At 70.9% G+C, this 21,325-nt stretch carries 16 protein-coding genes; 7 read left to right on the forward strand and 9 right to left on the reverse strand.

The features are described from left to right. Positions 1-2: 2 nt before the first annotated feature. From ccrA to ACZ4MU_RS18565, 5 genes are all read right to left on the reverse strand, one after another. The gene (gene ccrA / locus ACZ4MU_RS18545) at positions 3-1,310 is read right to left on the reverse strand and encodes a crotonyl-CoA carboxylase/reductase (RefSeq protein ID WP_467877430.1); all 1,308 of its coding nucleotides are present in this window, start codon (positions 1,308-1,310) and stop codon (positions 3-5) included. After that, positions 1,286-2,893, reverse strand: coding sequence for an amino acid adenylation domain-containing protein (locus tag ACZ4MU_RS18550; protein ID WP_467877433.1), 1,608 nt, complete (start codon positions 2,891-2,893; stop codon positions 1,286-1,288). Before ACZ4MU_RS18550 ends, ccrA begins: the two co-directional genes overlap by 25 nt. Then, positions 2,890-3,546, reverse strand: coding sequence for an FMN-binding negative transcriptional regulator (locus ACZ4MU_RS18555; RefSeq protein ID WP_467877435.1), 657 nt, complete (start codon positions 3,544-3,546; stop codon positions 2,890-2,892). Before ACZ4MU_RS18555 ends, ACZ4MU_RS18550 begins: the two co-directional genes overlap by 4 nt. Before the next feature lie 82 nt (positions 3,547-3,628). Then, positions 3,629-4,912: a lysine N(6)-hydroxylase/L-ornithine N(5)-oxygenase family protein gene (locus tag ACZ4MU_RS18560; protein WP_467877438.1), complete on the reverse strand. Its 1,284-nt coding sequence runs from the start codon at positions 4,910-4,912 to the stop codon at positions 3,629-3,631. A 398-nt stretch (positions 4,913-5,310) separates the two neighbouring features. Continuing rightward, positions 5,311-6,576: an MFS transporter gene (locus ACZ4MU_RS18565; protein ID WP_467877440.1), complete on the reverse strand. Its 1,266-nt coding sequence runs from the start codon at positions 6,574-6,576 to the stop codon at positions 5,311-5,313. Between the two features lie 84 nt (positions 6,577-6,660). On the opposite strand from ACZ4MU_RS18565, the gene ACZ4MU_RS18570 reads away from it, so the two are divergent. The 3 genes from ACZ4MU_RS18570 (at position 6,661) to ACZ4MU_RS18580 (ending at position 9,349) form a co-directional block, all read left to right on the forward strand. Next, a complete protein-coding gene (locus ACZ4MU_RS18570) occupies positions 6,661-7,863 on the forward strand; it encodes a GNAT family N-acetyltransferase (protein WP_467877442.1) in 1,203 nt (400 codons plus the stop codon). A gap of 72 nt (positions 7,864-7,935) precedes the next feature. Continuing rightward, positions 7,936-9,138 carry a cytochrome P450 gene (locus ACZ4MU_RS18575; RefSeq protein WP_467877444.1) on the forward strand — a complete coding sequence of 401 codons (1,203 nt, stop codon included), beginning with the start codon at positions 7,936-7,938 and terminating at the stop codon, positions 9,136-9,138. Then, on the forward strand, positions 9,131-9,349 hold the full coding sequence (locus tag ACZ4MU_RS18580; RefSeq protein ID WP_467877447.1) for a ferredoxin: 219 nt from the start codon (positions 9,131-9,133) through the stop codon (positions 9,347-9,349). Before ACZ4MU_RS18575 ends, ACZ4MU_RS18580 begins: the two co-directional genes overlap by 8 nt. On the opposite strand, the gene ACZ4MU_RS18585 is transcribed toward ACZ4MU_RS18580, so the two are convergent. Genes ACZ4MU_RS18585 through ACZ4MU_RS18600 form a run of 4 tightly spaced genes read right to left on the reverse strand, consistent with a single transcriptional unit; the run spans position 9,333 to position 17,366 of the window. Beyond that, entirely contained in the window at positions 9,333-13,091 is a 3,759-nt protein-coding gene (locus ACZ4MU_RS18585) for a non-ribosomal peptide synthetase (RefSeq protein ID WP_467877450.1), read from the reverse strand. The two genes, ACZ4MU_RS18580 and ACZ4MU_RS18585, sit on opposite strands and share 17 nt — an antisense overlap. Then, positions 13,088-14,950 (reverse strand): asparagine synthase (glutamine-hydrolyzing), encoded by a 1,863-nt coding sequence (asnB, locus tag ACZ4MU_RS18590; protein ID WP_467877452.1) that lies wholly within the window; start codon positions 14,948-14,950, stop codon positions 13,088-13,090. The genes ACZ4MU_RS18585 and asnB overlap by 4 nt, the downstream gene beginning before the upstream one ends. A gap of 49 nt (positions 14,951-14,999) precedes the next feature. Further along, positions 15,000-17,075: a condensation domain-containing protein gene (locus ACZ4MU_RS18595; RefSeq protein ID WP_467877455.1), complete on the reverse strand. Its 2,076-nt coding sequence runs from the start codon at positions 17,073-17,075 to the stop codon at positions 15,000-15,002. A gap of 33 nt (positions 17,076-17,108) precedes the next feature. Beyond that, complete coding sequence (locus tag ACZ4MU_RS18600) at positions 17,109-17,366, reverse strand: phosphopantetheine-binding protein (protein WP_467877457.1); 258 nt, start codon at positions 17,364-17,366, stop codon at positions 17,109-17,111. 405 nt (positions 17,367-17,771) lie between these two features. Between ACZ4MU_RS18600 and def the strand changes: the two genes are divergently transcribed. The 4 genes from def to ACZ4MU_RS18620 all read left to right on the forward strand — a co-directional run bounded on the left by def (position 17,772) and on the right by ACZ4MU_RS18620 (position 21,073). Further along, positions 17,772-18,443: a peptide deformylase gene (gene def, locus ACZ4MU_RS18605; RefSeq protein ID WP_467877460.1), complete on the forward strand. Its 672-nt coding sequence runs from the start codon at positions 17,772-17,774 to the stop codon at positions 18,441-18,443. Between the two features lie 120 nt (positions 18,444-18,563). Continuing rightward, positions 18,564-19,772, forward strand: a complete 1,209-nt coding sequence (locus tag ACZ4MU_RS18610) for a cytochrome P450 (protein WP_467877462.1) — start codon at positions 18,564-18,566, stop codon at positions 19,770-19,772. 135 nt (positions 19,773-19,907) lie between these two features. Beyond that, the gene (locus ACZ4MU_RS18615; RefSeq protein ID WP_467877465.1) at positions 19,908-20,675 is read left to right on the forward strand and encodes an SDR family NAD(P)-dependent oxidoreductase; all 768 of its coding nucleotides are present in this window, start codon (positions 19,908-19,910) and stop codon (positions 20,673-20,675) included. 26 nt (positions 20,676-20,701) lie between these two features. Beyond that, positions 20,702-21,073 carry a MerR family transcriptional regulator gene (locus tag ACZ4MU_RS18620; RefSeq protein ID WP_467877467.1) on the forward strand — a complete coding sequence of 124 codons (372 nt, stop codon included), beginning with the start codon at positions 20,702-20,704 and terminating at the stop codon, positions 21,071-21,073. The last annotated feature ends 252 nt before the right edge of the window (positions 21,074-21,325 follow it).

Raw genomic sequence — 21,325 nt, forward strand, 5'->3', positions numbered from 1 at the left:
TCTCAGACCCGCAGCGGAGTGATGGCCGCCCCGCCCAGCTGGTCGCGCAGCGTCGTGTCGGTGACGCCGAGCCCTTCCTTGGGGGCCAGGGCCAGCACGCCGACCTTGCCGATGTGGTGGTTGTTCTGCACCAGGCGCGCCGCCTCCGGCGCCTCGGCGAGCGGATAGGTCACCGAGAGCGCGGGCCGGATCCGGCCCAGGGCGATGAGCCGGTTGACTTCCGCCTGCTCTTCGAGGTTGGCGCCGTGGCTGCCGATGATCCGCTTCAGCCGCATCCACAGATAGCGGTTGTCGAATTCGTGGTGGTAGCCGGTGCTGGAGCCGCAGGTGACGACGGTGCCGCCGCGCCGGGCGACGAAGACCGAGATGCCGAAGGTGGCCCTGCCGACGTGCTCGAAGACGATGTGGGGGTCCTCGCCGACGGCTTGCCGGATGCGTTTGCCGAGCCGCTTGCCCGCTGCCGCGGGGTCGCCTTCGAGGTCCAGTTCCCGCCGGTCGATGACGTGGTCGCAGCCCATCCGCCGGGCGCTGTCCACCTTCTCCTCGGAGCTGACCACACCGACCGCGATGCCGCCTCCGTTGCGCACGAACTGCGCCGCGTACGCGCCGAGGCCGCCGGTCGCCCCCCAGATCAGGACGACGTCGCCCTGCTTCATCCGGGCCCCCTGGTCGCTGACCAGCATGCGGTAGGCGGTACCGGCGCACAGCGGGCTGGCCGCGGCCTCCTCCCACGCCAGGTGCGCGGGTTTGGGCAGCAGCTGGCTCGCCCGGACGACCGCGTAGTGCGCGAGGCCGCCGAAGTTGGTCTCGAAGCCCCAGGCGCGCTGCTCTCCCCCGAGCATGGCGTCGCCGTGGGTGGCGGGCTCCTCGTGGTCGACGTGTGCCGTGGCCACCACGACGTGGTCGCCGACCGACCAGCGGCGCACACCGGCGCCGGTGCGCACCACCACGCCGGCCGCGTCCGAGCCCAGTACGTGGAACGGCTGGTCGTGGCGGGCCGCGTCGCCGCCCTGGCGTCCGAAGTACTTCAGGAACGCGAAGCTCGGCACGGGATCGAAGGTGGCGGACCACACGGTGTTGTAGTTGATGCCGCTGGCCATCACCGCGATCAGGGCCTCGTCCGGTGCCAGCTCGGGCATCGGCACCGGGCCGACTCGCAGCGAGCGCCGTACGTCCTTGTCGTCGACGCCCTTGAACATGTCGGCGTCTTCGGCGCGGGTGTGCACGGCCAGGTATTCGGCGGGCAGCGGCAGGCGTGCGAGCTCGCTCCCGGACACGCCGTTGACTACGGCTTCGGCGAGCGCGTCCATGCTGACCCCATTCCCTCTCGGCGGTTACGGATGTCCGTGGCGATCAGTGCGGCCACGGCGTCACGATCGGTCTTCCCGCTCGGTGTGCGCGGGAGGTCGGGCAGTACGCTCAGCGACAGCGGCACCGATGCCTCGGGCAGGATCCGGCGCAGGTGCTCCAGTACGGCGGGAACATCGGGAGGCGGGCCCTCGGCCCCGGCGGTCACGGCCGCACGCAGGTTCCGTGTGCCCGTGCCGGTCTCCACGGCGACACACGCCGCGGCCTGGACGCCGGGCCGGCTCAGCAGGTGTACCTCGACCTCGGTCAGGTTCACCCGGTAGCCGCGGATCTTGACGTCGTCGTCGATGCGGGACAGGAACTGCACGACGCCGTCCTGGAGGCGTACCAGGTCGCCGGTGCGGAAGACCCGTGTGTGGCCGTGCGGTGTCGGATCGACAGGGCGGTACCGCTCCGCGGTGAGTTCGGGCCGGTGTGTATAGCCGAGGGAGACGGGCAAGCCGGCCACCAGGAGTTCTCCCACGGCGGGGTCGCCCTCGTCCTCCGGATCGACCAGCAGCTCACAGCCCGGGAGCGGGACACCGATGGGCGGCAGCGCGGGCCATGTCCCGGGGTTCTGCGGCAGGACGTGCGAGGAGACCATGGCGGACTCGCTCTGGCCGTAGTGGTTGACGAGCCGGGCGTGCGGCAGCCGCCGGAACAGCGCGCGGATCTGCTCGGTGGCCACCAACTGCTCACCGGCGGTGTTGACTTCCACCAGCCGGACACCGCCGAGGTCGGGGGTCGCCTCCGCCACGGTGGCGAGCATCTGCAGGGCCACGAAGGGCAGGAAAAGCCGTTCGATCCGCTGCTCGACGAGCCAGTCCAGCAGACCCACGGGGTCCCGGCGCAGCCGCTCGGGCACGATGACCACGGTGCCGCCACCGCACAGGGTGCCGAGGACTTCCTGGAAGAAGACGTCGAAGTTGAGCGGGGCGAACTGTGCGGTGCGCAGGTCGGGGCGGGGTGAGTGGGCGGCCTGCCACTGCGCCATGTTGTCCAGGCAGCTGTGCGGGATCGCGACGCCCTTGGGCCAGCCGGTGCTGCCCGAGGTGTAGATGGAGTAGAACGCCGTGTCGGGGTGACAGGCGAGGGGTTCGCGTGCGACGAGCTCGTCCTCACCGTGCGCCGGTGCGTCGGCGGCGGGGATCGCGAGCGGCGCGGCCGCGCTGTCCAGTGCGGGGGCGGGCCCGTGGTGCAGCAGCACCCTGGCCCCGCTGTCCTGGAGCATGTACCGCAGCCGCGGTGCGGGGTATTCGGGATCCAGTGGTACGTAGACCGCGCCGAGCAGGGTGACTCCCAGCATTGCCGCGACGACCGCGGCGCTGCGCTCCCCCGTGACGGCGACCGGATCCCCGGGCGCCACGCCCCGCTCGTCGAGCACCTGGGCGATGCCGCGGGCCCAGCGCAGCAGAGCGGTGTACGTGATGTCCTGGTCAGCGTCGACGACCGCGACGGCGTCCGGCTGCTCGGCGACGGTCTTCAGCAGGACGGTGAACAGGCAGGGAGGATTCGACTCGCCGCCCCACAGCGAAGTGGTGCTCACACCTCCTCCTCTCCGCTCGTGCCGCCGCCGTGGCAGCGGATCAGCTGGGCCAGTTGCCGGTGATGACCCCGGCCGTTCTCGAAGCGGTGGGCCACCCGCTCCCGCACCGCGTCGTCCTTCTCCTGGCTGAGCTTGAACATCGCGTCCACCTCTTCGATCTCCAGCCGGAACGCCCCGACCCCCGGCAGGATTTGGCGGAAGTAGTCCAGGGACGAGGTGTGATCCCATGCGTCGCCCAGCGAACCCTCCAGGTGCCGTACGGTCGCCAGAATGACCTCCAGGGTCTCTTCCCGGTCCCCCACCGGCCTCAGCCGTCCGCGTACGTGCACGGAGACGAAGTCCCAGGTGGGTGCCGCCGGGTCGACTTCGTAGGCGGCCGGGGTCACATAGCCGCCCGGCCCCTGGAAGACCAGCAGGGCGGACAGCCCGTCGCTGAGGGAGCGCCAGTGAGGGTTGGCCCTGTTCATGTGGCCCCACAGGTGCGAGCCGATCAGCGGCGCGTCCGGCGGTGTGTCGGGGGCGAGCAGGGCCGGCAGATGAGTGGCGTACGGGAAGGGCTCACCGTTGGTGGTGAGTGTCGCCAGCGCGTGTTCACCGATGATGCGGCGCGGCCACTCGTCGCCGTCGACCTGGTAGATCTTGGGGACAAACACGGGGCCGCCCTTCAGTGCCGCGTCGCGGCGGTGTGACGGGGGCGGACGGCGTCGAGTCGTGCGAGGTGCGGGGTGCGGCCGGTCACAGACATGCCTCCAGTGCCTCGGCGATCTCCCCGGCGCGCACTGCGGTGTTGGACAGCAGGCTGGAGGATATGCCGTGGCTGTGCTCGGTGGAACCTTGCAGGAAGATGGCGGCCTCGATGTCGTCGGCGGTCCGTATGCGGTAGTCGCGGTCGACGTGAAGGTGTCCGCGTTCGTCGCGCAGGCAGGCACCGCCGAGGTCACCGAGGAGCGTCAGCGGGTCGCCGGGGCGGTAGCCGGTGGCGTAGATGACGGCGTCGGCCCGTACGTCCGTGAGGTCGCCCGTGGGCAGGAACTCGATCTCGACGCGCACGTCGTCGGGGCCGGCGGTCTGTTCCCGTACGCGGGAGACCTTGTGCAGGTGCAGGCGCCGGGTTCCGCTCAGGTTCTCGCGGTACACCCGGTCGTACAGGTCACGGATGAGGTCGTCGTCGACGACGGAGTAGTTGGTGTTGGCGTGGTAGTCGGACAGCATCTCCTTCACCCGCGCCGGGGCGCCGAAGTACTCATCGCGGGCGATCGGGTCGAAGATCTGGTTGGCGAAGGAGCTGTCGTCCGCGACACTGAAGCCGTACCGCGCGAAGACGGCGTGCACCTCGGCCTGGGGGAAGCGCTCGTGCAGGAACCCGACGGATTCCGCGGCACTCTGCCCGGCTCCGACCACGACGAACGTCCGGGGGTCACCGGTCGCTGTCTTCTCCGTCTGGTAGAGCAGGTCCGCGCTGTGCCAGACCCGGTCGGTGGCCGTGACTCCCTCGGGCAGGACCGGTTCCAGACCGGAGGCCAGGACGACCGCCCGCGTACGCACCGTCGACAGTGTGCCCTGGCACCGGACGTCCACGTCCACGAAGCGGGTGACACCCCGCTCGTCCTTCACCGGCCGCAGGGCGATCACCTCGCTTCCGTAGGCCACCCGGTCGGCAAGCTGCTCCGCCGCCCAGGACAGGTAGTCGTGGAACTCGGTGCGCAACGGGTAGAAGGACTTCCTGTTGAGGAAATCCATCATCCGGTTCTTGGCGTGCAGGTAGGACAGGAATCCGAACCTGCTCGTGGGGTCGCGCGGGGTGGCCAGGTCCTTGAGGAAGGGCACCTGCATCGTGGCGCCGTCGATCAGCATGCCCCGGTGCCAGCCGAACTCCCGCTGCTTCTCGAAGAAGCGGGCCCGCACGGCACCGGCACCGGCCCGTTCCTCCAGGGCGATGGCGAGCGCCATATTGGCAGGACCGAAGCCGATGCCCACCACGTCCGCCGTCAGTTCACCGGGCGCTGACTCGCCTGCCATCGGTGGTACCTCCATGGTTTCGAGGGAGTCGCAGCGCCCCGGGCCGGAAGGCCGGTGCCCCATGCGCTCGTGCCGTGCACCCGTTCCGGACATGAACGAGCGGATCAGAAAGAGGGACCGGGCTGCGCGGACACCGGCCCCGGCCGCACCCGCCCGGCAGGTCCGTGGGACATCCGCACTGCGCAAGCGGAGCGGAATGTGGACGCCGACACGTGCGCTTACCCCCTCGTTCGCGAACCGGTCACCGGCGCGGGAAGGAAGGTGGTGCACGGACTTCCGTCCCCCGTGGTGCCCCATCCTGCCGAAGACCGATGCTGGGGGCAACGGCCAAATCCACACGGCGGCACGGCAGTTACGATCTTTTTGACACGAGCGCCCGCTCGGACCCGGGTCGCCCCCTAGGGCTGGCCGGCGCTCTTCAGGGGCCGTGGACCGAGGATGTCCGGGGTCGGTGTCGCCCGGAGACGGCCGGCGTAGTACCAGGTCGACAGGGCCAGCACCGCCACCATGACGATCAGCATCGGCTGGTAGCCGACCACGGTGATCGTGGCGGATCCGAGCGCGATGAACGCGGTCTGGGGCAGGCTGATGAGTGAGTCGGCCACGGAGGAGACCCGGCCGAGCATCGCGTCGGGAGACAGGCGCTGCACCTGGGTGTAGAAGCCCACGATGACCGGGGCGACGCCGCCGCCGATCAGGACGAACCCGGCGATCGCGCTGACCGGCGACGGAACGATCAGGACGGCGAATCCCACGACGTACAGCAGCAGGCCCCACAGCAGCAGCCGTTGGGCACCGAGCCGGTCCACCAGCCGGACGGTGACGATCCCGCCCGCGATGGCGCCCACGGCCTGGCAGGTGCTCAGGACGCCCACGAACGAGACGGACAGGTGCAGTCCGTGGGAGACGAGGGCGAACACCGTCGGCTGGATCAGACCGAAGACCGCGAGCACACCGGTCAGGGTCAGGGCCGCCTGCCGCAGCGGGAGGCACTGCCACATGAAGCGCACGCCCGTGCTCAGCTGACGCCCCAGCGGCTCGCCCCGCTCGTACTGCGGCTTGGGGTCCTCCACGGTCACCAGCCAGACGCACACCGCCGCGATCAGGTACGTCACCGCGTCGATCACCACGACCGGTGTGGCCCCCCAGGCGGAGAACAGTGCGGTACCGGCGACCGGCGCGCACAGCCGGCTGCCCTCCTTCAGAGTGCGCAGCTTGGCGTTGGCCCGCCCGACACCCTCCATCCCTGCGATTCTCGGCAGCATCGCGCTGCCGGCCGCCGCATGCAGGCTGGAGCCGAGTCCGGACAGCAGCAGGACCGTGTAGATGAGCCAGACGTCCCCCCGCGTATGGGCGAGCAGCGCCAGGCACATCGCGGGAGCCATCACCAGATTGATCGTGATCAGCAGACGCCGGCGCCGCACCCGGTCGACCACCACACCGAGAACAGGGGCGATCATGCCAGGCGCGAGATAGGCGAGGAAGGTCAGGCCGGCCGCGCCGTCACTGCCCGTCAACGTCTTCACCCAGAGCCCCGCGACCAGCCAGAGTGCGCAGTCACCGAAGAGCGAGAGGCTGACACCCGACAGCCACAGAGCCAGATTTCTGCTGCGGTGTGCGTCGGACTCGTCCTGCGAGGCTTCAGTGATGTTCCGAGCCGCCATAGGATGGCACTCTAGCCCATCGGTATACGCCAACTGGCGTACCCTGAACGGCCTTAGAGGCCGAAATGCGGGAAGGGTGGGTTCGTGGACCTGAACACCGAGACGTCCGCCGACCTGGACGCGGCGTGCGGCGCGGCCGCCTCGGTCGACGAGATCGCGCCCGGCGACTGGGACGCCGTGGCCGCCGGCTCGTCGTTCTTCGCCTGCCACAACTGGCAGCGGTTCCTCGAAGAGCGGCTGAAGGCCGACATCCGGTATCTGCTGTGGCACGACGGCGCAGGACGTCTGGTCGCGGCGCTGCCGACGTATGCCGGCGGTCCCGAGGTGATGCCGAGGCCCTTCACGCTCAGTCAGGTGATCCACGCCGAGGCCCAGGTGCCCGAGGGGTACTGCGTCCTGGGCGGGGCGGCGTACGGCTACCACAACGACGGCCTGCTCATCCGGCCCGACGTGCTGCCCGCGCGGCGAGCGGCGCTCGCCAAGGCCATGGTCGGCGAGTTCCGCTCCTATGCCCGCTCGCTCCAGGCCGACCACACGGCGTTCCTGTGCGTGCCCCAGCCCCGGCTCACCGAGCTCACCGACGCCGGCTACGGCCACTCCTCGGTCGCCCTGCTCAGCACCGTGGCGACCCTCGACCTCCCCGGTCCCGCCTTCGACGACTACCTCAGGACGCTTCCGGCCCGCCGGCGCTCGGAGATCCGCCGCGAGCGCCGCGTGTTCGCCGACAGCGGCCTGTCCTGGGCGCCCGCCGCGGTGCCCGACGACTTCGACGAGATCGCCCGGCTCATCGCGGCCACCTACGAGCACCACGGCTATCCGCCGGTCGATCCCGCGGGCATCCGGGAGAACCTGGAGGCGCAGACGCGCTTCTTCGGCGAGGACAGCCTGGTGCTGGTCTGCCGGGACCGAGGACGCCTGGTCGGCGTGGTGAGCGGATTCGCGCACGGCACACGCTGGGTCGTGCCGTGGCTGGGGCTCGACTACGAAGTGGCGCGCCGCTCGGCCCTTTACTTCAACCTGGGTTACTACCTGCCCATCGAGCACGCACTGCGGCGCGGGGCGACGACCATGGACTTCGGGGTGAACGCGCTGCACGCGAAGGTCCTGCGCGGTATGGCCATCGAGCCCAAGTGGGCGCTGGTCGAACCGTCGGCACGAAGGGAGGCGGGCTGGTCCACGGCGGTACGCGAGCACAACCGCCGCAGCCGTGAGGAGTTCCTCGCCGCCAACGGCGAGCCCGCCACGGACCTGCTCATGGCCAAGTGGACTCCGCAGGCGACCATGTGACGTTCCATCAGCGAATGCGCACCGTGGCTTTCCTCTTGGCGAGGCCGGGGATGACGAACTATCTTGGGCCGCATGGTGGAGATCACGCCGGAGACCCACGGTCTCCCGATGGCCCGCTCCTGCCCGTTCGATCCACCGGATGAGCTGGGCCGTCTGAGAGAACAGGCTCCGCTCTCCCGGCTGGTGTTCCCCGACGGCCACCGCGGATGGCTCGTCACCGGCCACGCGCTGGCCCGGGCCGTCCTCGCGGACAACCGGTTCAGCAACCGCAACGAGTACCGGCGCTGGCCGGTGGAGCGCGCCAGGGTGACCACCCGGCACATGCCGACGCTGCCGGGCATGTTCAGCCGCCTGGACCCTCCGGAGTACACACGCTACCGCCGGCTGCTCGCGGGGCAGTTCACCGTGCGGCGGATGGCGACGCTGGAGCCGAGGATCGCCGAGATCGCCGACAGCTGCCTGGACGAGATGATCCGTACCGGGCCGCCCGCGGACCTCATGCGGGACTTCGCCGTGCCGATCCCCGCCCAGATGATCTGCGAGCTACTGGGCGTGCCGGTACGGGACCGGGAGGCGTTCTTGCAACGTACGCAGGTACTCGTCGACATGAAGACCTCCACCGTCGACTCCGCCCGGGCGTGGGCGTACCTCTACGACTACATCGGCAAGCTCATCGTCCACAAGCGCGCCCACCCCAGCGACGATCTGCTCGGCGGCCTGACCGAGAGCGACCTGACCGACGAGGAGCTGACCGGGGTCGGTGTCACCCTGCTCGTCGCCGGCATGGAGTCGACGGCGAACATGATCGCACTGGGCGTCTACGCCCTGCTGGAGCATCCCGAGCAACTGGCCCTGCTCCTGAGCGACATGAGCTTGCTGGAGAACGCCATCGAGGAGCTGGTCCGGCACCAGACCGTCTTCCACATGGGCCCCTTCCGAGGGGCGCTGGAGGACGTCGAGCTGGCGGGTCAGCACATCAGGCGCGGCGACGTGGTCCTGGTCTCGCTCCCCGCCGCCAACCGTGACCCGCAACGGTTCGACGACCCCGACCGGATGGACCTGCGCCGTACGACCACCGGCCATCTGGGCTTCGGCCACGGCGTCCACCAGTGCCCGGGCCAGCACCTGGCGCGGGCCGAACTGCGGATCAGCTACGCGGCCCTGTTCAAGCGGCTGCCCGGTCTGCGTACGGCCGTACCGCGCGAGGAGATCACCATGCGTGACGACATGGGTGTGTGGGGCGTGAAGTCGCTCGCGGTGGCCTGGGATGGCTGAGCGTCTGACGGTCGAGGCGGACAGCGGCGTCTGCATGGGTACGGGCGTGTGCGCCATGTCCGTCCCCGAGGTGTTCACCCAGCGGGAGGACGACGGCACGGTCGTCGTGAAGACGCCCGAGCCGGACGCCCAGTGGCACGAGGCGGTGCGGGAGGCCGTCTACACCTGCCCCATGGGCGCGATCCGGCTCGGCGTCACCGGGGCCGAGTGACGAAGTCCGTCACCATCCGGGCGAGTTCGGCGACCGAGGGCTGGCCGATCAGGCCGAAGTGGTCGGTCGTCACCACCTCCTCCCGCACGGGCCCGGTCAGGAACTCCCCCCACGACTTCCCCGAGGGGCCGGTCTGGGCGGCGGACACCACGAGGGTGGGCACATCGAGTGGGGCGGGCCGGTGGCGGTACACCGCATCCACGATCGCGGAGTAGACCGGGAAGCGGTCACGCAGTTCCGGCAGCACCTCGCCCTCCCCGGTTGCCGGGGCGGAGTCCCTCAGCGTCAGTCCCACCTCGGCGCGGAAGCTCTCGGCGAGCCGCGGGCCGTTGGGAGGCGTGCCTTCGGGCAGGACCGCGTCGATCAGCACGAGGCCCGCGACCGCCCGGTCACCGCGCCGCCGCAGCCGGTGGGCCACCGCGTGGGCGAGGATCCCGCCGAACGACCAGCCCGCCACATACACCGGCCCGCCTGGGCAGGCATCCGCGATCAGGTCGGCGTACTGCTCGGCCATGGCGGCCACGGACGCCGGGAGCGGCCCCCCGTGCAGGGCCTGCGCCGCCACGCCCCAGCAGCGCAGTTCCTCGCCGACCAGCTGGGCGAGCGGTGCGTAGCACAGCGCCGACCCCGCGCTCGGATGGACGAGGAAGAGCGGTACGGCTTCGCCGCGGGGCCTGGTACCGCCGGTCAGGACGGACAACTGGGCGGGCAGCGTCTCCCCGGGGGCGTGCGCGACCCGCTCCGCGAGTGCCGCCACGCTCGGAGCGGCGTAGACGTCACCGACGGGCAGCGAGACGCCCAGCCGTTGCCTGATCTCGGCCAGGACACGCATGATCTGCAGCGAGGTGCCGCCGAGGTCGAAGAAGCCGTCCTGGATCCCGACCCGCTCAACGCCCAGAGTCGCTGCGAACGCCGCGGCGACGGCCTCCTCCTGCGGCGTCCGCGCCTGCTGGGCCACCCGGTCGCCCAGGACGGGCCGCGGCTGCGGGAGCGCGGCGCGGTCGACCTTGCCGTGCGGGGTGAGAGGGAGCGCGGCGATCGTCTCGATGGAGTTCGGCACCATGTACGGGGGAACGCGCCGGCCGAGCCACCGCCGCAGCTCACCGCTGTCGCAGCGGTCCGACGCGGGCACCACCCAGGCCGCCAGCCGGGCGCCCGCGTCCGACCCGATGACGCGGGCCGCGGCCTGCCGTACGTCGTCGTGCTCCGCGAGGGTCTCCTCCACCTCGCCGAGTTCCACCCGGAAGCCCCGGACCTTGACCTGCCCGTCGAGCCGGCCGTGGAAGGTCAACTCGCCGTCGCGGCCCAGGGAGCAGCGGTCGCCCGTGCGGTACACCGTGCCCCGGCCCGGGACGAACGGGTCCGGTACGAAGGCCTCCTCGGTGGCGTCGGGCGCGTTCTCGTAGCCGTCGGCGACGCCCGCTCCCCCGATCCACAGGTCTCCGGGGACGCCGAGCGGTGCCAAGCCGCCGAAGGCGTCGACCACATAGGCGTAGGTGTTGGCGCGCGGGCGTCCGAAGGGCACCGGTTCTCCCTGGTCCGGTGCGCACCGGTGCGACGCGACGATGACGGTGGTCTCGGTGGGGCCGTAGGAGTTCAGCACCTCGCGCCCCGGCGCGCACCACCGGGCGGCCAGTGCCGCCGGGACGGCTTCGCCGCCGATGGACAGCACGCGCAGCGGCAGGCCGGGGTCGGGCGGCATGAGGTCGACCACCGTCGGCGGCAGCGCGGCCACTTCCACGCGTGCCTCGCGCAGATAGGCCAGGAGTGCGTCCGGCGCGCGGACGGTGTCGACCGGCGGCATGCACACCGTTCCACCGCGGCACAGGGCCGTGAAGATCTCCAGGACCGCGACGTCGAAGGTGAGGTTCGAGAACTGCAGCACTCTGCTTCCGGCGCCGATGGCGAAGCGATCGCCGAACTGGGTGACGAAGTCCACGGCGGCGCTGTGGGGTACCACCACACCCTTGGGGCTGCCGGTCGACCCCGAGGTGTAGAGCACATAGGCCGGGCGGCGCCGCGACTCGGGCGGTGTGCGCGCGCCGGCCGCCTCCTGGATGTGCACACCCCGGTCGTCCACGACGAGCCGTACCGCCGAGTCGGCGAACTGCCGCTCCACCCGCAGCGGTGGTGCCTGCGGGTCCACCGGCAGATAGGCGCCACCGGCCTTGAGTACGCCCAGCACCGCGGCAGGCAGGCCCACCCCGCGCCGGCACCGGACCGCGACCCGCTCCCCGGGCAGCATCCCGGCGCGCCGCAGCTCCTCGGCAACGGCGTCGGCCCGGGTGTTCAGCTCGCCATAGGTCACCGTGCCGTCGGGGCACTGGGCGGCCACGCGTGCCGGGGCGAGGCGCACCTGCTCCTCGAACAGTTCGTGCAGCAGGGCGGTGGGCGTCGGCCGTTCGGGTCCGGTCAGCCGCTCGACGAGGCTGTCGCGGGTTTGCCGGTCGGTCAGCTGGATCTGCTCCAGCACCACCGTGGGATCGGCCACGGCCGTCGCGGTCACGTGCTCGAAGTGGTGCAGCAGCTGTTCGATCCGCCACTGGTCGAACAGATCGCTGGAGTACTCGACGTAGAGCACCGAATCGTCCCCGGCCGCCGAGATGTGGACGTCGAGGTCGAACTTGACGCGTCCGGTCGCCACCTCGCGCACGTCCCGGGGCCGCAGCCCCACCCCCGGCGCGAGCTCCTGGAACGCTCGTCGCCGCTCGTAGCCCATCGCCACGTTGAACAGCGGGTTCGCCCCCCGGCGGCGGGGTGGCCGGACGGCCCGCACCACCTGGCTGAAGGGGACCTCGCGGTGCTCCAGGTCGGCCAGGAGGTCCTGTCGCGTCCGCTGGAGGAAGGCGCGGAAGGTGAGAGCGGGGTCGATCCGGCTGCGGACAGTCAGCATGTTCACGAACAGGCCGAGGGTTTCGAACGACTCGGCGCTGGCCCGGCTGGAGGTCGCCACGCCGATCGGGATGTCGCCGCTGCCGGTCGTGCGGCCAAGCGTCCAGGCGAATGCGGTGAGCAGCACCATGAAGGGCGTGACCCGTTCGCGTACCGCCAGGCCCTCCACCGCGGCCATGAAGCCGGGCGGCAGGTCGTGGCGCAGCAGCCGGCCGCTGTGCGTCGCCGTCCCGGCCGGGCGCGGCCGGTCCGCGGGCAGGGTGACGTCCTCCAGCCCGGCCAGCCGCGTGCGCCAGTACGCCAGGTGCGCCTCATCCCCAGCCTGGCCGCCGTCCGCCGCCCGCTCGGCCTTGACGTGGTCGGCGAACTGCGGTGCGGGCGGGAGCGGGGCGCCCGTGCCTCCGGTGGCGCAGTGCAGTTGCACCTCGTCCAGGAGCAGTTGCACCGACATTCCGTCCACCGTGATGTGGTGGAACATCAGGAACAGCACGTGGTGCTCGGCGCCGAGCCGGTAGACGTAGGCGGACATGCGGTGCGGCCCGTCCAGCGCGAGCGGCCGGGCGCACGCCGCCGTCAGGGCCTCGCGCAGCTCCGGCTCGCCCGAGACCAGCTCCACGAGGGGGCAGGGCAGCGGCGTCGGCGGATGCACCCGGGCCGTGGGGCGGCCGTCGACCTCGACGAACTCGGTGCGCAGGATCTCGTGCCGGTCGACCACCCGCTGCAGGGCGGCGCGCAGCACCTCCACGTCCAGCGGCCCGGTGATGTCGTAGGCGACCGGTACCGTGTAGGCGGGCGAGGGTTCCAGCTGGTGCAGGAACCACATCTGCTCCTGCGCGTGGGAGAGCGTCACAGGTCGAACTCCACGCCGCACTCGCTCACCCAGTAGTGCAGTTGCACGGCGGCCTCGATGCTGGGCCGGTTCACACCGGCGCCCAGGCCCTGGGACGGATCGGACAGCACCGCCTTGACGCGGCCCGCGTCCAGCAGGGGGGCGAGGCCGCCCACCATCTCCCCGCTGATCTCCTGCAACTGCTTGCTCAGCATCTGGCGGTAGGCCGGATCCTGCGCCGTCGGGAAGGGTGACTTGCCCCGTCGGACGATGCTCTCCGGCAGCAGGTCGCCCATGGCGGCCCGCAGCAGCCCCTTCTCCTTGCCGTCCAGGTTCTTCATGGCCCAGGGAACGCTGTAGACGTACTCCACCAGCACATGGTCGACGAAGGGCACCCGGCCCTCCAGGGGCCCTGCCTGTCCCATGCGGTCGCGGCGGTCCAGGACGGTACGCAGATAACGGGTGAGGTTGAGATACGTGATCTCCCGCATACGGCGGTCCTGCGCACTCTCCTCCCCGGTCAGCGGGGTCTCGGCCACGGCCTCCCGGTAGCGCTGGTCGATGTAGCCGGGCACGTCCAGCTCCTTGTAGAGCCGGCGGTCGATGAGTCCGGAGTGCATCTCCATGCCGTGGAAAGGACCGATCCAGGGGAATGTGGCGGCCTTGACGTACCAGGGGTCCTGGAACCAGATGTAGCCCCCGAAGAGCTCGTCGGCGCCGTCCCCGCACAGGGCGACGGTCGCGGTCGGCTGCATCTGGGCCGCGAGCCGGCGGAAGGCCACATGCGTCTCCAGGCCGATGATGGGGCGGTCCATGCCGTTGACCACGGCCAGTTGCTGCGCCGGGTCCATCAGGTCGTCGGTGGTCACCAGCAGCTCGCGGTGGTCCGCGCCCAGACGCTCGACCATCGTGGTCACATGGGGGCTGTCCGGGGACTCGTGCATCTCGTCACTGCGGAAGTGGGCCAGGTTGTAGGCGTACTCCATGGAGAAGGTGCGCAGGCGTTCGCCGCCCGCCGCGGCGCCCACCTCACGGTCCGCCAGCGCGGAGACGATGCTGGAGTCGAGGCCGCCGGAGAGCATCACGCCGAGCGGGACATCGGAGACCACCTGGCGCCGCACGCTGTCGTGCAGGATCTCGCGCACGGTGGCGACCGTCTCGGACAGGCTGTCGGCGTGGGTACGCGCCGTCAGGTTCCAGTAGCGCCGGCGCGCCACACCGTTGCGCCCGAACGTCACGATCTCGCCCGGTACCACTTCCCGTACGTCCCGGAAGACGGTGAGGCCGGGGGTGGGCGTGTAGCCGAGGAGTTCGCGCAACCCGTCGCGGTCGACCACCGGCCGGGCCTGACCGGCCCGGAAGAGCGCCTTGGGCTCGGACGCGAAGGCGAATCCCTCGTCGGTGAGCGTGTAGTGCAGGGGGTAGATCCCGAACCGGTCACGGATGAGGTGGAGTTGTTCGGCGGCCGCGTCCCAGACCGCGAACGCGAACATCCCGCGCAGACGCTCGGCGCACGCCGGTCCCCACTCCTCGAAGGCGCGCAGTACGACCTCGGTGTCGCTGTCGGTCGAGAAGCGGTGGCCGCGGCGGGTCAACTCCGCTCGCAGGTCTCGGAAGTTGAAGATCTCGCCGGTGTAGGCCAGGACGACCGGCTCCGCGCGGTCGCCGCCGTCCGCGGGGCTCCGGCCCAGCATCGGCTGGCCGCCGCCCACCGGGTCAATCACCGCGAGCCGGGTGAACACCAGCATCGCGTGCCGCCCCAGCCAGCGGCCGCCGGACTCGGGGCCCCGGTCGTGCAGCGCGGCCGCGAACGCGTCGGCGGTCCGGTCGCGCCCGGAGAGGTCCGTGGTGAAGGAGATGATGCCGCCAATACCGCACACAATGACTCCTGGAGGAAGAGCGAGGGGGCACGGAGCCCGGCCGGAGGGTTCAGTGGACGGACGGAGCACCAGGGGCCGGGGGCCGGGCCGGTGCCTTGGCCGTGTCACGGCAGAGCGCACGGACTTGTGCGAGGTCCAGCCTCCCCGCCCCGTCCCGTGGCAGCTCCTCGGCGAACGCGACGTGCGTGGGCCGGGGTGATTCCGGGGGCCACACCCGCAGCACCTGCCGGCGCCACTTGCGTACGGCCTCGGAGTCGGGAGGGGTCACGGGGACGAGGAGGACGCCCGGTGTCGGATGGCCGGGGTCCTCCCCCGGTACGACGGCGACGTCCCGCACCCCTGGCAGCGCGGCGATCCGGCGCTCGGCCTGTCCGCCTTCGAGGAGCCGCCCGCCGAAGTCGGCGGCCTGATCGGCGGACCCCAGATAACACAGACGTCCCTGTCCGTCTGTGCGGGCCCGGATACCGGTCGCCAGATCGGCTCCCCCGTCGGCCGGGCGGAGGACGAGTCGGCCCGGGGTACGTACGGGCAGCTCGCGGCCGTCGTGCGCGACGACGACGGGACGCCACCGCGGCGCGATGTGGTCCAGGAGCAGGGCGGAGTCAAAGGTCGCGGAATCCGGCCGCCACACGCCCCAGGCGACCGTTCCCGCCCGGGCGTGGCGCAGCACCAGCACCACCCGGCCCCCCGCCTTCACGTAGCCGTGTCTGTCCTCGGTGGGCAGGAACCGCTCCACCGCCACCACCGCCGTGCCGTTCCCCGGCACCGGCACCGGCACGGCCTGGCCGGACGCCTGGAACCCGGGTCCGGCGACCGCACGCCGTACGACCGGTGCGTCCGGGTCGGCGAGCACCCGCTCCAGGGTCCGGCGCCAGTCGTCGATGAACCCCTGGGCGGTCTCGGCGTCGAAGACGGGGACCGTGTAGTCCAGGCGTCCGAAGACGGCGTTCTGGGTCTTGCGGAGCTGAAGCGTGGTCTGGAAGGACTGCGAGGAGTTCGGCGCGAAGAACTCCCACTCCAGACGCAGGCCCGGCACCCGTCCGACATCGGCGGCGACCCGTGGATAGGACACGCCGAGCCGGTCGAAGACGCCCGCGCCGACATCCATTCCGTAGCTTTTGCGCAGTTCGCGCATCAGCAGGTGGAAGGGGACGCGCCGGAACCGGTCGACGTCGGAGAGCGCCCGCCCCGCGTCCGCGACCACGTCCCGGAAGGTGGCGCCCGGCTCCAGGGTGATCGTGCACGGAACCATGCTGACCTGCATGGCGATGCGCTCGCGGGTGGCCCGGGTACTGGTGTCGGCCGGGATGCACAGCGCCATGCGGTCGTTGCCGTAGTGCCCGAGATGGGCCGCTGTCGCGGCGAGCAGCCCGGAGAAGAAGGAGGTGCCCGCCTTGGCCGTGACCGCGCCGAGCCGGTCGAACAACGCGTCAGGCAGCTCGAACCGCGGTGTAGCGGCGATTCCCGGTGCCGGGGGCGTCTGGTCCGGCCGGGGCAGCACCAGGCTGGGGAAGGCCGGCAGATCACGGTCCTGCCAGTACCGTGTGGCTGCCGCGAGCGTCGCCTCGTCCGGGCCGTCCGCGTCGGCGAGCGGCGTGGTGGGCTCCCGGTCCGGGGCGGCCCGGCCGCCGTGTTCCCGTACTTCGCACAGGGCCTGGCTGAAGTGCCGGGCGAAGACGAACTTGGACCGGCCGTCGAACGCGATGTGGTGGACGACGACGACCAGTGTCCGCCGCTCCCCGCCGTGATCGAGCAGGACGAACCGGATCGGGGCCCGGGACGTCAGGTCCCATTCCAGCGGACGCCGGGCGAGGTACCAGGCACGCACGGCCTCCTGCTCGGCGAGCGCCGGGCACGGCAGGTCGGCCGACTCGAACTCGAAGACGTCACCGATGTCGTTGATCTGGAACCAGTAGCGCTGGTCCCGGTCCACGACCGTGCCGCGGAGCTCCGGATGGCGACGGCAGACGGCGGCACAGGCCGCCGCCACGCTCTCGGCCTCCACGGCGCCACTGATGGTGACGAAGAAGAACCCCGCGTTGAGCCGATCGGGGTGCCGGAGCTGCTCCAGCCAGATCGACTCCTGGGCCATCGTCAGCGGCGCGGCAGTGCTGCTCCCCCACATCTCGTCTCCCCTGTCGTGACGATAGAGGGGCGGTCAGCTCTGCTGGTCGTCCACGAGTTCCGTCACCACGTCCACGAAGTCGGAGAGCACCGGGTTCTCGAAAAGCAGGAGAAGAGGGACGTCGGCGCCGAGTTCGGAGCGGAGATTGACGACGATACGGGTACCGACGAGCGAGTCGACGCCAAGCTCCAGCAGATTGTCCGTCAGGGCGACCGGTTGTTTGAGCACCTCGGAGATGACCCTGGTAACGGTCTCACTGACGGCGGCGACGGCAGAATCGGATATCGGCACGGAACGCAACCTTCCCAAGGGGCATCTGTTGGACGCGTCACTCCTGCTGGCGGGGCCGGAAGGGCCCAACGAGGTGCCAGCTTCGCAGACCGCCCCCGGGGTTGTCCACGAAGGTCGTCCCATCTCCCTTGCGCGCACGTCCAGTTGGCGCGGGCTCCCATCACCTCGTCCATGTTTGTGAGGGACAGGTACTCGATCCGGAGGGCCACGGGCCACCTTGTCCGGCCGGGCCCGGCGTGTACCGTCGCGCCACCCCGTACGGTCGGAGCAGGCGCCCTGGCGGAACAGGCGGCCCGGGTGGCGCAATCGCGGCCGGGACCCCCGCGACCTCGGACGCAGACGATAGGCTTGGCCCGGTTCGACCGCGCGAAATACCCGTGCCGCCGCGAGGAAAGGTGATGAACGGTGTCCACAGAGGCAACCTCCGCCACGGACCGCAGGGTCCGGCTCCAGGGAACTCCGGTAGACGCGTATCCCGACCTCGCCCCCGAATCGAAGCGCGGAAAATACCGGCGTATCACCGTGGTGGGCGAAGAGGTCCTGAGCAAACCCTGCCGCACCGTTCAGGAATTCGGCACCGATGAACTGCGCACCCTCGTCGACGACATGTTCACCACGATGTACATCGCCGAAGGCGCCGGTCTGGCGGCCAACCAAGTCGGTGTCGATCTGCGGCTGTTCGTCTACGACTGCCCCGACGACAACGGGCTGCGGCACGTCGGCCACCTCGTGAACCCGGTCATCTCCGAGGAGACGCCCGGCGGCCGCCGCTTGCTGGACGAGGTCGAGGGCTGCCTCTCGGTGCCCGGCGCCCGCGCGAACGTGCTGCGCCCCGAGCGCGTCGTCGTGTCCGGCTCGGACATCGACGGCAACCCGCTGGTCATCCAGGGCACCGGGTACTTCGCACGGTGCCTGGAGCACGAGACCGACCACCTCAACGGCCGCCTGTATCTGGACCGGCTCGACAAGCGGCAGCGCAAGGACGCCCTGCGGCAGATGGAGTCCCTGCGCGAGGAGGTCTGCACCCAGCGCCGGAGCAACGGGGAGAGGCTCGGGGTGGAGGTCACCGAGCCGTAGGGCAGCCCCGAAGCCCTCAAGACGCCGAACACCCCTGCCGCAGGTCGCCCGCCGTGCTGAGCCGCACCGACACCGCACCGCCCCGGGCGACCCGCTCAGATCCCAAGGACGGTGGAAGACATGACGGAGACACCGGCTCGGCCGCGCGGGCTCCCGCTGGAACGCGAGTCCCCGTTCGCGCCCCCCACCGAACTCGCCCGGCTGCGGGAGCAGCGCCCGCTGAGCCGGATGACCTATCCGGACGGCCACGAGGGCTGGCTGGTGACCAGTTACGACCTGGCCAAGGCCGTACTGGGCGACCTGCGCTTCAGCAACCGCAACGACCTGCGCCACTACCCCATCCCCCTGCCCCGCGCCGAGGCGAAGGCGTCCCGCACCCCGCCGGGGATGTTCAGCCGGATGGACCCGCCCGACCACACCCGCTACCGGCGACTGCTGGCCCCGTACTTCAACGTACGGCGCATGCGGGAACTGGAACCCCGCATCACCGAGACCGTGGGCCAGTTGCTGGACCACATGGCCGTTCAGGGGACGCCCGTCGACCTGGTCGGGACGTTCGCGCTGCCGCTGCCCTCACGGGTCATCTGCGATCTCCTCGGCGTCCCGTACGAGGACCACGAGAGCTTCCAGAGGGACAGTGCGACTCTGTTCGACCTGACGGCGGAAGTCGGCGCCTCCAGCCTCGCCTGGGGCTCCCTGTACGACCGTCTGCGCCGACTGGTCCTCAGCAAGCGCACCGCCCCCGCCGACGATCTGCTCAGTTACCTCACGGGCTGCGATCTCACCGACGACGAAGTGACCTTCATGGGGATCACACTGCTCGTCGCCGGTCACGAGACGACCGCCAACATGCTCTCCCTCGGCGTCTTCACCCTCCTCGAACACCCCGACCAGCTGGCCCGGCTCCTGGCCGACCCCTCGCTCGCCGAACAGGCCGTGGAAGAGCTCATGCGGCACCAGACCATCATCCACGCGGGCCCCACCCGGGCCGCCCTGGAGGACATCGAGCTGGCCGGAGAGGTGATCAAGGCCGGTGAGGCCGTGACGGTGTCCCTGGTCGCGGCCAACCGCGACGCCGCCCGCTTCCCCGACCCGGACACCCTCGACATCGCCAATCCCGCGGCCCAGGGGCAGTTGGGCTTCGGCTTCGGCATCCACCAGTGCACCGGCCAGCAGCTCGCGCGTCTGGAGATGCACATCGGCCTCAAGGAACTGTTCCGGCGTTTCCCCGGCCTCCGGCTCGCACAGCCGGCGGAGAAGATCCAGATGCGCGACACCATGTCCATTTACGGCGTCCACTGCCTGCCGGTCGTCCTGGGCACCGCGTAGGAGGGAACCACTTCGGTCACAAGAGCTCCCAGCCGCACCCGCCGCCACTCGACCACGTCGGCGGTACGCGACCACAGCAGACTGCGCGCCCGACGCCCCGCTCCTTGACCTTGCCACTGGCGGCAGGGTTGGACGATGACCGCCATGAACAGCACCACATCGCAGAGCAGCAGGGTTGTCGCCATCACCGGGGCGGGCACCGGGATCGGCCGGGCCACCGCCCGCGCCTTCGCCGCCGACGGTGCCCAGGTGATCGCGATCGGACGGCGTACCGAACCGCTTGAGGAGACCGCCGCCGGGCGTGATCGGATCACACCGCTGGCCGCCGACATCACCGCCGAGGACGGACCCGAACGGATCGTCCAAGCCGTCCTGGAGGCGCACGGCCGACTGGACGTGCTGGTCAACAACGCCGGCATCGTACGCAGCGGCGCCCTCGGCACGCTGACGCCGGAGACCATCACGACTCAGCTCGCGACCAACCTCCTCGCCCCCATCCTGCTGGCCCAGGCCGCACTGCCGCTCCTGGAGGTCTCGCGTGGGGTCATCGTCAATGTCAGTACGTCGGTGGGGCAGCGGGCCTGGCCGGGCAGCTCGGTCTATGCCGCGACCAAGACCGCCGTCGAACTGCTGACCCGCAGTTGGGCGGTCGAGCTGGCGCCCCGCGGCATCCGGGTGGTGGCTGTCGCCCCCGGTGCGATCGACACCCCCATCGGCGAACATCAGGGCCTGACACGGGAGCGGATGGCCGCGGTGCGGCAGTGGCAGCTGACCCATACGCCGCTGGGCCGGATCGGCCGCCCCGAGGAGGTGGCGTGGGCGATCACCCAACTTGCCGCACCAGCGGCCTCGTTCGTCACGGGCGTGGTGCTCCCGGTCGACGGTGGGGCGGTCGTGGCGTGATAGGAGTATGCCGGGAGGTGACAGGGGTGCAGATCGGCGAGCTGGCGCGAGCGACCGGGACGACCGCTCGTGCGCTGCGGCACTACGAGCAGGCAGGGCTGCTCTTTTCCGAGCGGGCCCCCAATGGCTACCGTGTCTACGACGAGGGGGCGGCGGTGCGGGTACGCAACATCCGCTACCTGCTGAATGCCGGGCTCACCCTGGACGACATCCAGGTGTTCCTGCCGTGTCTGGACGGCGACGTGGCCGGCGCACCGCCGTCGGACAAGGGGCTGCGGGTTGCGCGGGAGCGGCTGAACGTACTCAACGAACGCATCGCCGCGCAGACCCAGGCCCGTGACCGGCTCGAAGCCGCACTCTGCCACCGGACCGGCGACCCGATCCGGCCAGTGGCCTGAACACCTGCGCTCACGCTTCACACGGAGCAGAGCAACTCCTCACGTCCAAAGATGGGGGTGTGAGGACGTTTCACGCCCCAGCTCGCGGTAGAGCAATGGGGGCGCTGGGAAGGTGGCCTCAACCGCTGGGGCACTCCACCAAACGTGGCACGCCTGACCGCGAGCACCACAGCACGGACTCGCGTCCATGAAGTGCCGGTGGCCCGGGCACCCGCTATGGGTCCGAGCCACCGGCTCACCGGCCGCCGCGGT

Source organism: Streptomyces sp. NPDC026377 (genome assembly GCF_055567715.1).